The sequence below is a fragment of the Empedobacter tilapiae genome (assembly GCF_004785645.1).
In the GTDB taxonomy this organism is placed as follows: Bacteria; Bacteroidota; Bacteroidia; order Flavobacteriales; family Weeksellaceae; genus Empedobacter; species Empedobacter tilapiae.
Window position 1 is genome coordinate 112,516 of the sequence record NZ_SRPE01000007.1, and the last position, 14,813, is coordinate 127,328.

Genomic DNA, 14,813 nt, shown 5'->3' on the forward strand with positions numbered 1-14,813 from the left:
TACAGATGAAAATTGCATTAATAGGATACGGAAAAATGGGAAAAGCCATTGAAGAAATTTTAATTCAACGCGGACACGAAGTTGTACTTAAAATATCTCGTACTCCACTTGCGGAAGAATTAAATGATGTTGAAGTTGCAATAGAATTTTCTAGACCAGAATTTGCTTACGACAACCTTAAAGTATTACTTAAAAATAGAGTCGCAACAATTTGTGGAACAACAGGATGGTTAGATAAACAAGAAGAAATTAATCATTTAGCAATTTCAAATAATACCGCTTTTTTATATGCTTCTAACTTTAGTTTGGGCGTTAATTTATTCTTCGAATTAAATTCTATTTTAGCTCGAATGATGAATAAATATCGTAACGAATATCAAATTAATCTAGAAGAAATTCATCATACACAAAAGCTTGATGCACCTTCTGGAACAGCGATTACAATTGCCGAAGGAATTATTGATAATTCAACGTATAATTCTTGGTCGATGGACGAAAAAGCAAAAGATATTATTCCAGTTGAAGCAAAAAGAATTGAAGATGTTCCCGGAACACATATCGTACAATATAACTCTGATGTAGACACTATTGAGATTTCTCATACAGCACATTCCCGCAAAGGTTTTGCTCTTGGAGCCGTGATTGCTGCAGAATGGATTTGGAATAAACAAGGTGTTTTCACAATGAAAGATGTACTTGAATTAAACTAAATTAAAATACTAAATATCAAAAACTTATGCATGTACTAATTTACTGGTTAATTGGTTTTATTATTGCCAATATAATCTTTGGAGCTGCAACTTGGAAATTATATAAAAATGCTGGAAAGCAAGCAATTCAAGCTTATATTCCTTTTCTAAATATTTGGAAAGGTTTAGAAATTATTCACCGTCCAAAATGGTGGATTATTCTATTTTATTTGCCAATTGTTGGTCCTATTTTTTGGTTAGTATTCTTTGTTGATTTAGGAGATTCTTACGGAAAAATTGAAACAAAAGACAAAGTCATTATGGTTTTGACTTTAGGTTTATACATTTTTGCAGTTAATTATTCTGATAATCCAAAATATTTAGGACCAGAAAAACGCAAACCAACATTTGTTTCTTCATTGATTTTTGCCCTTGTTCTGGCTACTTTGGTTCATAACTGGTTTATTCAACCAATGATTGTTCCAACAGGATCGATGGAAAATACAATCAAAATTGGTGATGCTTTATTTGTAGAAAAAGTAAGTCACGGAGCGCGTGTTCCTATGACGCCAATCGGAATTCCGTTCTCTGAGTTTATTTACCGTGATGGTTTTATCGACAAAGCACGCTTACCTTATATGCGTATTCCAGGTTGGAGAGATTTAAAATCGAACGATATTGTAGTTTTCAACTATCCTACAGATTCTATTTACAATGCTATTGATCGTAAAGATGCATATGTAAAACGTTTAGTAGGTTTACCTGGAGAAACTGTACAAATTCGTAATGGAGTTTTATATGTAAACGATAAAAAATTCATTCCGAAAAAAGATGCACAAGTTCAACATGCTTATACAGTTATTGTAAAAACTCCTTTCAGCGATAAATTATTATACGATAATTTTGGAATCATAAGTACAGATTATAATGCTGCAAAACAAGGTGACGGAACATTTATTTATCAGTTTGCTGCCTTAACTGATGCTCATGTTACAGCAATGAAATCTAATGCAAATGTAGTTTCTGTTGAGCCTATTTTGCAACCTGTCGGTGAAAAAACGGAACATATTGTAAATGGAAAAATTGATAGTACAAACACTATTTTTCCAGTAAACAAAAACTGGAATCCTGATCAATACGGACCTTTATATATTCCGAAAAGAGGTGACGTAGTAGATATTAACGAAGAAACTTTAGCGCAGTATATTAACATTATTCGTCGCTATGAAAACAATACATTAAGAGTTGATTCTACAAACGGGAAGTTTGATGTATTTATCAATGATCAAAAAACAAATAAATACGAAATCAAACAAAATTATTATTTTATGGTTGGTGATAACAGAAATCAATCATTAGATGCACGTTTCTTTGGTTATGTTGGAGAAGATCATATTATTGGTCGTCCAATTATGATTTGGGCAAATATGAACGGAATGTTCGAACCTGCTGCTCCTAAGAAATTTATTTGGAATCGTTTCTTTACATCAATCAATAATGATAATCCTGACAAAACTTCTTATGGAATTTACGTTTTAATTGCGTTAATTGGTTGGATTGGATACGATATTGTGAAAGCTCGTAAAGAGAAAAAGAAGAACAAATACTAACAAAAAGAACGATTATAATCCTCTTAATTATAAAATAACAACACTATAAATGTGCATTATAAGCTACTTGTAATGCACATTTCCATATAAAATAATAGAATGAAAAATACGTTTGCAGCTTTTTATTTTGGACCGATTGATTACTATGCAGAAATGGTAAAAAGCCAAACTTTGGATATCGAAGTTCAAGAAAATTTTCAAAAACAAACTTACCGTAACCGCATGAATATTTTAGGCGCAAACGGTAAATTGATGTTGAATATTCCAATCTTACATAACGGAACTCGTTTGTTCAAAGATTTGCAACCTTCTTACGAATATGATTGGCAAAAAGAACACATCAAATCATTAAAATCAGCTTATCAAAGTTCTCCATATTTCGAATATTATGAAGATGAAGTTATTCCGATTTTAGAACAAAAAGAGAAATTTCTTTTAGATTTTAATCTAAAAACTATTGATTTTATCAATAAGAAATTAAGCTTAGATTTGGATATTTCAAAAACTGAAACCTATCAAGATTTAAATCCTGAAAATGATTTCAGAAATCAATTTTCTGCTAAAAAAGCTTCTCAATACAACTTACCAGAATATGCACAAGTTTTTGATGATAAATTTGAGTTTATAGAAGGTTTGAGTATCTTAGATTTACTTTTTAGCGAAGGGCCAAGTGCCGCAGTATATTTAAAAAACTTAATAAAATAACAACATGAGAAAATTATTTATTGCTTTAGGATTTGCCTTTACATTAGGGTTTGCTCAAGCACAAACAACAGAAGTACCAAAAGAAAAATGGTATCATGCAGGTGTAGAACAAACAGGTATTTATGGTGTAAATACAGATCAAGCTTTACAATTTTTAAAAGACAACAAGAGAAAAGCAAATACAATTGTTGTAGGTGTTTTAGACAGTGGTGTTGAGAATTTTCACGAAGATTTGAAAGCGAATATGTGGTCAAATCCAAAAGAAATTCCAGGAAACGGAATTGATGATGATAAAAATGGTTACATCGACGATGTACACGGTTGGTCTTTTTTAGGAACAGCAAAAGGAATCAATTACAATGATGATACAACTGAGGTAACACGTATTTACAAAGCTTTATCATCTAAATATGCAACTTTCGATCAGAAAAAAGATCAAGCTGCAATTGCAAAAAATCCTAGTGAATATGTTGAATTTCAAAAAATTCAAAAAGAATATTTAAGCGCTGTAGGAAAAGCAAAATATAACCAACAAGTTGCACAATCTAAATTGAATGCAATTGAAGGTGGCGTAAATAAAATGGTTCTTGAATTTGGTGATACTAAATTAACTAAAGATATTTTAAAGAATTACCAACCAACAGATTCTCAAATCTTAGAAGCTTTATGGATTTTTGGCGAATTAAAAGAAGATCAATGGGTTGGAAAAATGATGAAAGAAGTTTCGAATACCTATTTAGGAGCTGCTCGTCGTGCTGCTAAAGGTGATGCTTTATCTTCTCATTTAAATTTAGATTTAGTTGATCGCAAAGATGTAGATAATCCAAATGATAAGAAAGAACGTTTTTATGGAAACGGAGATTCTAACGGACCTGAGTCTTCTCACGGAACTCACGTTGCTGGAATTATTGGTGCTGTAAGAGGAAATAATATCGGTTCAGAAGGAACTGTTGGAGGAAATAATGTGAAAATTATGTCGGTTCGTACAGTTCCAAATGGAGATGAGCGAGATAAAGATGTTGCAAATGCTATTTATTATGCAGTTGACAATGGAGCAAAAATCTTAAATATGTCTTTCGGAAAACCTTATTCTCCTGATGCAGATTTAGTTTGGGACGCTTTTAAATATGCATCTGATAAAGGTGTTTTAATTGTTAAAGCAGCAGGAAATAGCAACGAAGATATTGATGTTCATGTTCATTATCCTACTAATTTCAGAAATGGAAATATTGTTTCTAAATCTGTTCTTACGGTTGGTGCTTCTACAAAGGACCCAAATGCTTTGAAAGCTCGCTTCTCTAATTATGGCAAAAAATCGGTAGATGTTTTTGGTCCAGGACAAGAGATCTATGCAACTTATCCAGGAGTTGATCAATATCGTTTCTTAAACGGAACTTCTATGGCCTCACCTGCTGTTGCTGGTGTTGCAGCATTGGTTTGGTCACATTATCCAAAATTAACAGCAGAAGATATTCGTAATATTTTAATGGAAACAGTAAATAAAAACGATCAATTAAAAGACATTTCTGTTACTGGAGGTGTTGTAGATTCTTACAAAGCCGTACAAAAAGCTGAGGAAATTTACAAACAACGTAAATTGAAATAATTTTAATACAACTAAAAAAATCAGATTAGATAAATTCTAATCTGATTTTTTTTGATTTAAACTTTTAAAAATATAAATCAAAAAAAGTCTTATATTTGCGCACAACTTTTTAAAGTAAGATTATACATGTAAAATAGAATTTCTTTCAGACACATTAAAAACAGCAACTATATCATAGTTGTAATATTGTTTCATCTATAAAGAAAGAAATTATGTTAATCTTACAAAATATTTCATATACACATTTAAACAATAATGTCTTGTTTAAGGACATTAATCTTATCGTAAATAATCACCAAAAAATAGCATTAATAGGTAATAATGGAACTGGTAAATCAACATTATTTAAAATTATTGCAAGTGAATTAAAACCTTCTACTGGAGAAAAAATAATAGAAAAGATTCCTTATTATATTCCTCAAATTTTTGGACAATATAATCATTTAACAATTTCTCAAGCATTGAAAGTTGATAAAAAACTTTCGGCATTAAAAGAAATCTTAAATGGAAATGTAACAGAAGAAAATTATTCTTTGTTAGATGATGACTGGTCTATTGAAGAACGTTGTATTAATGCTTTACAACATTGGAATTTAGTCAATCTTGATTTTGAACAAAAAATAGAAACATTAAGTGGCGGACAAAAAATGAAAGTTTTCCTTGCAGGAATCATGATTCATCAACCTGAATTTATTCTATTAGACGAACCAAGTAATCATTTAGACAGCGTAACTAGACAGCTTTTGTATGACTTTGTTTTATCTACTAAAAGTACTTTAATGATAATAAGTCATGATAAAAAACTACTCCAATTATTAGATACAATTTGTGAATTGAGTAAAAATGGAATAAAAACCTATGGTGGTAATTATGATTTTTATGAAGAGCAAAAGGTAATTGAAAATAGTGCGTTAAATCTTGATATTAAAAATAAAGAAAAGGCATTAAGAAAAGCCAAAATAAAAGAACGAGAAACTACAGAGCGTCAACAAAAATTAGATAGTAGAGGAAAAGGTAAACAAGAGAAAGCAGGAGTAGCAAAGATTATGATGAATACTCTTCGTAATAATGCTGAAAATAGCTCTGCAAAACTTAAAGATGTTCATTCTCAAAAAATTGATGGAATCTCTAACGATTTACGAGAACTTCGTATCTCGCAAATTGATATGGATAAAATGAAATTTGAATTCAATCATTCAGTATTACATAATGGAAAAATTTTATTCACAGCTACTGATATTAATTATTCATACAACACACATCTTATTTGGAAAAATGATTTAAACTTTCAAATTATAAGTGGAGAACGTATTGTATTGAAAGGTAATAATGGGTCTGGAAAAACGACATTAGTTAAACTAATACTAGGAAACCTTAATCCAACTAAAGGAAATACTTTTAGTTCTATTAATTCGTCTATTTATATCGATCAAGATTATTCATTGCTCAATAACAATCTAACTGTATATGAACAAGCACAAGAATACAATACTATCCCGCTACAAGAGCATGAAATAAAAATAAGACTAAATCGGTTTTTATTTAACAAAAATGACTGGGATAAATCTTGTTCCACTTTGAGTGGCGGAGAAAAAATGCGATTACTACTTTGTTGTTTAACAATTACAAGTAAATCTCCTGAAATTATAATTCTTGATGAACCAACAAATAACTTGGACATTCAGAATGTAGAAATATTAACACAAGCAATTCTTGATTACAAAGGAAGTCTAATTGTTATTTCTCATGATGAATCATTTTTAGAAAAAATAAATATTGGAAAAACAATAGAATTATTGTCTAATTAATAGTAAAAGTAAAAGAATAATTCTTATCCATTCTTTTTTTTCATTATAAATAAAAAAATAATTTAACACTTCTATGATTTTGATTAGGAGATTTAATAATCTTAACAGCTATATTTGTATAAATTTTAAAATTAATAATGACAGCAGTAATCATTATCTTCATCGTACATTGGTATGCCTCTTTATTCTTTCAAACTTTTTTTCATCATAGATATGCATCTCATGCTATGTTCACGATGTCTAGAGCTTGGGAAAAAATATTTCATGTTTTATCTTGGGTATTCCAAGGTTCATCATATCTAAGTCCATATACTTATGGTGTGATGCACAGACACCATCATGCTTATGCGGATACAGAAAAAGATCCTCATTCGCCACAATATGATCCAAATTTCTTTGCTATGATGTGGAGAACACGTATAGTTTATAATGAAATTGATCATGACAAAACGCAAGTTTTAGAGAAATTTAAAAAAGGTGTTCCTTCTTGGCGATCTTGGGATAGATTTGCTGGAAATAACGCAGTTAGATTAGCTTGGGTAGTTATTTATATATTAATTTATGTTGCAGTAGATGCTCCATTATGGACATATTTTGTTTTTATTCCTATGCAAGTTTTAATGAGTCCTTTGCATGGAGTAATTATCAATTGGTTTTCTCATAAATTAGGCTATCGTAATTACGATGTTGGTGATACTTCAACTAATCTAATGCCTATTGATTGGTTAATGTGGGGTGAATGTTTACACAATAATCATCATAAATTTGGTGGACGTCCAAATTTTGCTACAAAGAAATGGGAATTTGATCCTATGTATCCATGTATTTGGGTAATGAATAAATTAAATATTATTCAATTCAAAAAAGGAAAATTAGACACAGATTATATGTAAAATATAAAAAAAAGCGATTCAATGTTTGAATCGTTTTTTTTTATATCTTTTTATAAACTATACTCTCTATATATTTCTTGAAAAAAAATTTTTGTTCAACTATTTCAAAATAGGATTCAAAAAAATCTCTCATTTTAGGTAATTGATTAATTTCTAAATTAATTACAACTCTAAAAAAAACAAACATTAAATTTGTTACAATTCTCTGCCAATCCTCCTGATTTTGATTAAAATCTATATAAAACCAAATACCTTTACTTTTCATATATTCATTCAATTGTAAAAATAATTTTTCGGCTTTATCTTGATCAAAATGATCAAATAGAAATGATGATATTACAACATCATACTTTTTATCAGTTTCAAAATCAAAAATATCAGCAACAATAAAATTTATTTTCAATTTTAAAGTTCTTTCTTTTTTCGCTAGATCAATCATTCTTGAAGAAAAGTCTATATAGTCTATCTCTAAGTTTAAATTTAATTTCTCTAATTCAGGAATGAATTTTCCTGCTCCTCCTCCTACCCACAATATTTTATCTCCTTTTTTTAAATGTTTTAAAATCAGAAAATGAGCCTGATGTTGACGATTCAAAAAAATGAATTTACTTAAAGAATGATAATATGGCGCAATAAAATTATAGTTCATTATTCAAATAAAATTACACTTAAAATTCCACAAATAGCTTTCAATAAAATCATACCATCAATTGCAATTAAATAATACAAAATAGGTTTCGGACGATTTAATTTAAAAGCAAAAACTGCTAAGCAAATAATTGGAATTAACATAAACAGAATTCGATGCAAAGGTAAACCATACCAAATGCCAAAAATTACAAAGCTTAGAAAACCTAAAAATATGAAAGGTAAAATTATTCTATTTAATGTAAAATGATAGCCATATTTCACAACAAATGTTTTTAAATTCCTATTACTATCATCCTCAAAATCTTTTAAATCAAACAGAATTGCATTAACAACACAGTACATAAAAGTTTGAGAAAAAAGAAAGTAGAATTTTGCATCAATTATATAATGTGTTTCATTTTTTAACATTAAAAATAAAACAGGTAAAAATACAGTTGTAATTGCCCATGTCCAACCGATTAAAAACGGCTTCAGAAACGTTGTTTTTCGCAATGAAATACCCAACTTGAAATCATAATATCCAAATGATAAAAAAGCTGTAAAAATTAGTCCAAAAATCCATTTCCAAGACAATATTTCATAATTGGGTATACATTTTATTGTTAATATAATTCCTGCAACAATAGCTACTGTTAATAAGAAATAGGTGAAATATTTAATTGATTTTCTGTAATTTATATAAAATTGTATTCTAGGATTAGAAGATATTTTAATGGTTTTTGGCACCCTATAAGCATATAAATAGAATAATACTGTGATAGAACTTATAAAAGAATAATATGCAATTGAATTGAAAGGTAATCCTATCTTGATATTTGTTTCAATATTTAAGGCTAATGAAAGTAATATTAAAAAAAAATTAGAAAAAAAGATATTTTCGATTATTCGATTTACTACTTTTCGTTCTTTCATTCATTTATATTTAATCTTTCGATAGTCCAAATGTAAGATTTTTACACATTTTTAAAATTTATTTTAAAAGAAAATATAACTTCATTTAAAAAGAAATCAAAAATTTTTAAAATTGATTATCTTTAACGTTAATTAAGAATACAATCAAACACAACAAAAATGATAAATAAAAAAGTAAACAGCATCGAAGAAGCACTTCAAGGAGTTGAAAGTGGAATGACGCTTGCTGTTGGAGGCTTTGGACTTTCTGGAATTCCTGAAAATTTGATTCAGGGAATGGTTGACAAAAAAATCAATAATCTTACATGTATTAGTAATAATGCTGGGGTAGATGATTTTGGTCTAGGATTATTATTACAAGGACGACAAATCAAAAAGATGATTTCTTCTTATGTTGGCGAGAATGCTGAATTCGAACGTCAAATGCTTTCTGGAGAATTGGAAGTTGAATTAATTCCGCAAGGAACTTTAGCTACTCGCTTAATGGCTGCTGGTTATGGAATGCCCGCTATTTTTACTCCTGCAGGAGTTGGAACAGAAGTAGCTGAAGGGAAAGAAATTAGAAAATTCACTTTTCATGGAATTGAAAAAGAGTATTTATTAGAATATGCTTTTGAGCCTGATTTTGCTATTGTAAAAGCTTGGAAAGGCGATACAGCAGGAAACTTAGTATTTCGTGGAGCAACTGCTAATTTTAATCATCCAGCTGCAATGTGTGGAAAAATTACCATAGCAGAAGTAGAAGAATTAGTAGAAGTTGGTGAACTTGATCCTAATCAAATTCATACGCCTGGTGTTTATGTAAATCGTATTATTCAAGGTGTAAAATACGAAAAACGAATTGAGAATAGAACTGTTCAACCAAAACCATAAAAGCGATGTTAGATAAAAATGGAATTGCAAAACGTATTGCAAAAGAGGTAAAAGATGGATATTATGTAAATTTAGGAATCGGTATTCCAACATTGGTTGCGAATTATATTCCTGAAAATGTAAATGTCGTATTACAATCAGAGAATGGTTTATTAGGAATGGGACCTTTTCCTATTGATGGTGAAGAAGATCCAGATTTTATCAATGCAGGTAAACAAACTATTACGACTTTACCTGGTTCTGCTTTTTTTGACTCAGCAATGAGTTTTGGAATGATTCGTGCTCGTAAAATTAATTTGACAATTTTAGGTGCAATGGAAGTTTCTGAAAATGGAGATATTGCAAATTGGAAGATTCCTGGGAAAATGGTAAAAGGAATGGGAGGTGCAATGGATTTGGTTGCTTCTGCAGATAATATTATAGTTGCAATGCAACATGTAAATAAAGCTGGAGAATCTAAATTATTACCTACTTGCTCTTTACCTTTAACAGGTATCAATTGTGTAAAAAAAGTTGTAACTGAATTAGCTGTTTTAGAAATTTTACCTGAAGGCGGTTTTAAATTATTAGAACGCGCTCCTGGAGTTTCGGTAGAAGAAATCAAAAATGCTACAGAAGGAAAATTAATTATTGAGGGTGAAATTCCAGAAATGATTTTATAAAAAAAGACTGTCTAAAAGACAGTCTTTTTTTATAATTTAATAAGGCTGTAAAACAGTTGTAGTCATTGTTGTACTTGCCATTGCTTGATTTAATACATTTGTATCTGTAGGTTTACCTATTCCTAAGTTAACTAAATTATTTCCAGATCCTAAATTTCTATTTCTACAAGCTGCTTGCACTTGATAGCTTCCTTGTGCTAATTTATCTAAAGTAACATTCAGATTAAAAATTTTATAAGTCCCTCGAACGCCACGAACAACGTCAGAACGTACTGCTTTTAATTTATAATCTTCATTTCCTTTTTTCAAGAAAATACCACAAGCAAAACTCGCAGAATAATTAGTTCCTGTTCCTGTTAATCTATTTATTTGTACAGTTGTCTGTAGACTCAATGTAACTTTACTAGAATTTGTATCATCTGTTATAACGAAAGCATCTTTATTATTCTGTAATATTGTCCAATCATTAAGATTAGAATCTAATGTATAAGGATCTGTTTTACCTGTTGACGTAAACTGAATTCCAATCTCATCTTTTGTAGTATTTAAATAGTATAAAGATAAACTTCCCATTCCGTTTGCTATCTGATAACTTTTCCAATTATTAGCTAAATCACTATCTGCCTTTACTTGAAATAATTGATTATTTGTTCCTGCTGATCCTAATGTATTATCATTACCTCCAAGTCTTAGTTCTTTTCTTATATTGATATCTCCGTTTATATCTAATGTTTTTGTAGGAGTATTAGTATTTATTCCTACTTGAGATTTTACAAAAGTTGTCGTAGAAAATATAGTTATAAAATATAGTATAATTGTTTTCATTAATCAAAAATTGTATTAAAATTTTGAGGAATCTCATACACATCCACTTTTAATGAAGATTGTGCCATAAAAGAATTAATATTTACTGAATTAGTTGAATTTATTCCTATTCCTAAAGTTATATTAGCATTTGTTGTATATCTAGCACATGCAACCTCTATATCATGAGAACCTACAGATAGATTAGTAGCTCCTCCAATTTGTGTATGGGTAAGAAAAGTATGTCCAGAAGACGCACTATTAAATAACGTATTGATTCTAACACTTTTTAATAAACCATCTACAAAAATACCACATGCATATTTAATATCAGATCCATTACCATTAACATTATTCTGTTGCACAACTGTTTCAAATTGGAAATAAACCTTACTTTCTGAACTATTAACTGTAAATGATTTTGATAATCCTTTTATATCATAAAATCCTTTTGTTCTTAGATAACTCAATGTTTGATTTTCAGCTAAATCAGTAGACAAATTAGAATTAGTAAAAACTTGGCTAGAAGTGATTTGAAGCCCTATATTATCAGAAAAAGAATCATTAAAAATTAAGTAGAATTTATTAGGCTCATATTCAGGAACTCTCAATGACTTCCATGTAGGAGGAAGTGATTCTCCTTGAGATACTAATACTTGATCTGCTAACCCTTTAGATTCTTTACCGCTATTATCTAAATATAATCGTTTTCTTAATCCAAAATCTCCATTAACATCAAGAGATGATTTAGGTGATAAAGTATTAACACCAATTTGTGCATTTGTAAAAATAGAAATACTTGCTATGATAATTAATAAAGTTTTTTTCATTTTAATCTTGTTTTAAAAGTTACCAACTCAGCTAAATCTATTTTCAAAAATGATTTTAAAGCAAAACTATTCGAGTTTGTAGAGTTGCTTATATTAGTTCCAACTCTAAACTGGTGATTGGCTCCATCTATTCTACGACATGCAACTTCTACTTTATGTATACCCTTCACCGCATTCTCTTCTGTATAGTTTAATGTATAAATATATTGTATAGGAGTTCCTATAGTAAGAGTTTGTATTTTATCTGGTCTTAAAGCAACTAAAATATTGTTCTTAAATATCCCACAAATAAATTTTACTTCACCTACAGTATTTCCTGTTGGAGTACTAGCTTCTATTCCTGCTTGCAACTGATAAGTAACTTTATTTTCTTCTGCTTTAATTTCTATACTTGTACTTAAACCTGAAATTTTATGCCAAGCAGCAGTATATTGTTCACCTAAATTACTCAAAGGTTTATTATCAGGAGCGCTAAGATCAGAAATACCTTTATCATCATCAACAACATAAGTATTAATAAGTTTATATTGACCATTCTCCATAAATGGAACTTTCACATATTTCCAAAGAGGTGCTTTTCCTTCGCCTTGCGAAACAAGTACTTGATCTTTTTCTCCTGCATTTCCTTTAATAAGATCACTTCCACCAACTCTAAGAGGACCTCTTATTACAACATCCCCTTCTACATCTAGTTTACTTTTTGGAATATTAGTATTAACACCTACCTGAGCAAATAATGGACACTGCATTAATAGAAGTGATAAGCTCATCTCCTTAATCAATTTCATTAATTGTTATATTTAAATTATTAATCTTATAAACGAGGTAGTAAATAAGAGAATTTTAAGTAGTATTAGAAGTAATTAATATTTGAAATAAATATTACACAAAACTAGAAGATAAAATTCCTTAAAAAAAACAGATTTTTTAAGAGATAAGTTTGAATTACTTTTATTTAAAAGAACTATAACATTAAAAATGAATATGATATTATTTTTCTTAAAAAAATGCAAATATAAAAACCACTACACATCATAAGTGACATAAATCACACATTAAATCATATCATAATAAAGAAAATCTAGTTTTTTGTTAACATTTAAAAAGAAAAAAATGTTAAATATTTTATAATTAGATTAATAAGTTTGAAATCCAAAACGATAATCATTAATTTAAATAAAATTTAAAACCTAAAATCATGGCTAAAAAGGCAAAAAAAGAAGAAAATCATCTACAAGTACTAGTGGATAAACTAAAAGATCCAAAGCACAAACAACTAGTTCAAACGAATCGTTTAAAGAAAAAACGTCGGAACAACGCAAAAAATTAAACATAAAAAAACCACTTCTAATGAAGTGGTTTTTTGTTTATATCTAAAATTGATTAATCAATTACTTTTCCAATTAAATCGAATTCGTAAGCTTCGATAATTTCAACATTTACAAAATCACCAACTGGTAAATATGTATCAATTGCAGAAATCAAAACTTCGTTATCAACGTCTGGTGAATCATATTCTGTGCGTCCAATAAAGTTATCTCCTTCTTTACGATCAATCATTACTTTAAATTGTTTTCCAATTTTTTCTTGATTTAAATCATACGAAATCTGAGATTGAATTTCCATAATTTCTTCGACACGTTGTTGTTTTACATCTTCAGGAACATTATCTTCTAAATTATAAGCATGTGTATTTTCTTCATGAGAATAAGTAAAACATCCTAAACGATCAAATTTTTGCTCTTGTACCCAAGCTTTCATTTCTTGGAAATCTTCTTCCGTTTCACCTGGATAACCACAAATCAACGTTGTGCGAATCGCCATATCAGGAACTTTTGTACGCATTGTATCTAACAAGGCATTCGTTTTTTCGTGAGTAGTTCCACGACGCATTGATTTCAATAATTTCGTAGAAATATGTTGTAGAGGAATATCAATATAATTACAAACTTTAGGTTCTTCACGAATTACATCTAACACATCTTCTGGGAAACCAGCTGGAAATGCATAATGTAAACGAATCCATTCAATTCCATCAATTTTAACTAACTCCTTTAATAAAGTTGCTAATTCACGTTTTTTATAGATATCCAAACCGTAATACGTTAAATCTTGGGCAATTAAAATCAACTCTTTTGTTCCATTTTTTGCCAATTTCGTAGCTTCTGTAACTAAATCTTCAATAGGACGAGAGACATTTCCTCCACGCATTAAAGGAATAGCACAAAATGAACAAGGACGATCACAACCTTCTGCAATTTTTAAGTAAGCATAATGACGAGGAGTTGTTGTTAAACGCTCTCCTACTAATTCATGTTTATAATCAGCTCCTAAAGCTTTTAATAAAAGAGGTAATTCACGTGTTCCAAAATATTTATCGACATTAGGAATTTGTTCTATTAAATCTGGTTTATATCTTTCTGATAAGCAACCAGTCACGAAAACTTTTTCAACTAATCCATCTTCTTTACGTTGAACATAATCTAAAATAGTATCAATACTCTCCTCTTTTGCATTATCAATAAAACCACAAGTATTAATTACAACAATATCTCCAGATTGTTCATGAACAACTTCTTTTCCATTCGCTTTCAATTGTCCCATCAGTACCTCTGAATCATAAACATTCTTAGAACATCCCAATGTAATTACATTAATTTTCTTTTTCCCAGTCGATTTTGTACGCATTACTCTAATTTAAGTTTGCAAAATTACAAAATATTTAAGACAACCAATTATAAAGATTGAATGAAACAATTATAAAAGTTGT

The 14,813-nt window shown here is 29.3% G+C and carries 15 protein-coding genes; 9 read left to right on the forward strand and 6 right to left on the reverse strand.

From position 1 onward, the window contains the following. Positions 1-5: 5 nt before the first annotated feature. The 6 genes from dapB (at position 6) to E4J94_RS11100 (ending at position 7,311) form a co-directional block, all read left to right on the forward strand. Positions 6-710, forward strand: coding sequence for a 4-hydroxy-tetrahydrodipicolinate reductase (gene dapB / locus E4J94_RS11075; protein WP_135835869.1), 705 nt, complete (start codon positions 6-8; stop codon positions 708-710). Positions 711-736: 26 nt separating this feature from the next. Further along, positions 737-2,299, forward strand: a complete 1,563-nt coding sequence (gene lepB, locus E4J94_RS11080) for a signal peptidase I (protein ID WP_135835870.1) — start codon at positions 737-739, stop codon at positions 2,297-2,299. Between the two features lie 99 nt (positions 2,300-2,398). Further along, entirely contained in the window at positions 2,399-3,004 is a 606-nt protein-coding gene (locus tag E4J94_RS11085) for a WbqC family protein (RefSeq protein WP_135835871.1), read from the forward strand. Between the two features lie 4 nt (positions 3,005-3,008). After that, complete coding sequence (locus E4J94_RS11090) at positions 3,009-4,610, forward strand: S8 family serine peptidase (RefSeq protein ID WP_135835872.1); 1,602 nt, start codon at positions 3,009-3,011, stop codon at positions 4,608-4,610. 212 nt (positions 4,611-4,822) lie between these two features. Next, positions 4,823-6,418, forward strand: coding sequence for an ABC-F family ATP-binding cassette domain-containing protein (locus E4J94_RS11095; RefSeq protein ID WP_135835873.1), 1,596 nt, complete (start codon positions 4,823-4,825; stop codon positions 6,416-6,418). 137 nt (positions 6,419-6,555) lie between these two features. Next, complete coding sequence (locus tag E4J94_RS11100; RefSeq protein ID WP_135835874.1) at positions 6,556-7,311, forward strand: acyl-CoA desaturase; 756 nt, start codon at positions 6,556-6,558, stop codon at positions 7,309-7,311. A 40-nt stretch (positions 7,312-7,351) separates the two neighbouring features. On the opposite strand, the gene E4J94_RS11105 is transcribed toward E4J94_RS11100, so the two are convergent. After that, entirely contained in the window at positions 7,352-7,960 is a 609-nt protein-coding gene (locus E4J94_RS11105; RefSeq protein WP_135835875.1) for a class I SAM-dependent methyltransferase, read from the reverse strand. Beyond that, positions 7,960-8,874, reverse strand: coding sequence for a UbiA prenyltransferase family protein (locus tag E4J94_RS11110; RefSeq protein ID WP_135835876.1), 915 nt, complete (start codon positions 8,872-8,874; stop codon positions 7,960-7,962). The genes E4J94_RS11105 and E4J94_RS11110 overlap by 1 nt, the downstream gene beginning before the upstream one ends. A 159-nt stretch (positions 8,875-9,033) precedes the next feature. Between E4J94_RS11110 and E4J94_RS11115 the strand changes: the two genes are divergently transcribed. Further along, positions 9,034-9,747, forward strand: coding sequence for a CoA transferase subunit A (locus tag E4J94_RS11115; protein WP_135835877.1), 714 nt, complete (start codon positions 9,034-9,036; stop codon positions 9,745-9,747). A 5-nt stretch (positions 9,748-9,752) separates the two neighbouring features. Continuing rightward, entirely contained in the window at positions 9,753-10,409 is a 657-nt protein-coding gene (locus tag E4J94_RS11120; RefSeq protein ID WP_135835878.1) for a 3-oxoacid CoA-transferase subunit B, read from the forward strand. Between the two features lie 36 nt (positions 10,410-10,445). Here E4J94_RS11120 and E4J94_RS11125 read toward each other — a convergent pair whose 3' ends face one another. From E4J94_RS11125 to E4J94_RS11135, 3 genes are read right to left on the reverse strand one after another with little or no spacing between them, the layout of a single operon-like run. After that, entirely contained in the window at positions 10,446-11,234 is a 789-nt protein-coding gene (locus tag E4J94_RS11125) for a hypothetical protein (RefSeq protein ID WP_135835879.1), read from the reverse strand. Next, positions 11,234-12,043, reverse strand: coding sequence for a hypothetical protein (locus tag E4J94_RS11130; RefSeq protein WP_135835880.1), 810 nt, complete (start codon positions 12,041-12,043; stop codon positions 11,234-11,236). The genes E4J94_RS11125 and E4J94_RS11130 overlap by 1 nt, the downstream gene beginning before the upstream one ends. Further along, the gene (locus E4J94_RS11135; protein ID WP_135835881.1) at positions 12,040-12,831 is read right to left on the reverse strand and encodes a hypothetical protein; all 792 of its coding nucleotides are present in this window, start codon (positions 12,829-12,831) and stop codon (positions 12,040-12,042) included. The genes E4J94_RS11130 and E4J94_RS11135 overlap by 4 nt, the downstream gene beginning before the upstream one ends. A 410-nt stretch (positions 12,832-13,241) precedes the next feature. Here E4J94_RS11135 and E4J94_RS17915 point away from each other — a divergent pair, with 410 nt between their 5' ends. Beyond that, positions 13,242-13,373 (forward strand): hypothetical protein, encoded by a 132-nt coding sequence (locus E4J94_RS17915; RefSeq protein WP_257468234.1) that lies wholly within the window; start codon positions 13,242-13,244, stop codon positions 13,371-13,373. A 53-nt stretch (positions 13,374-13,426) separates the two neighbouring features. On the opposite strand, the gene rimO is transcribed toward E4J94_RS17915, so the two are convergent. Next, a complete protein-coding gene (gene rimO, locus E4J94_RS11140; RefSeq protein WP_135835882.1) occupies positions 13,427-14,731 on the reverse strand; it encodes a 30S ribosomal protein S12 methylthiotransferase RimO in 1,305 nt (434 codons plus the stop codon). Positions 14,732-14,813 lie beyond the last annotated feature (82 nt).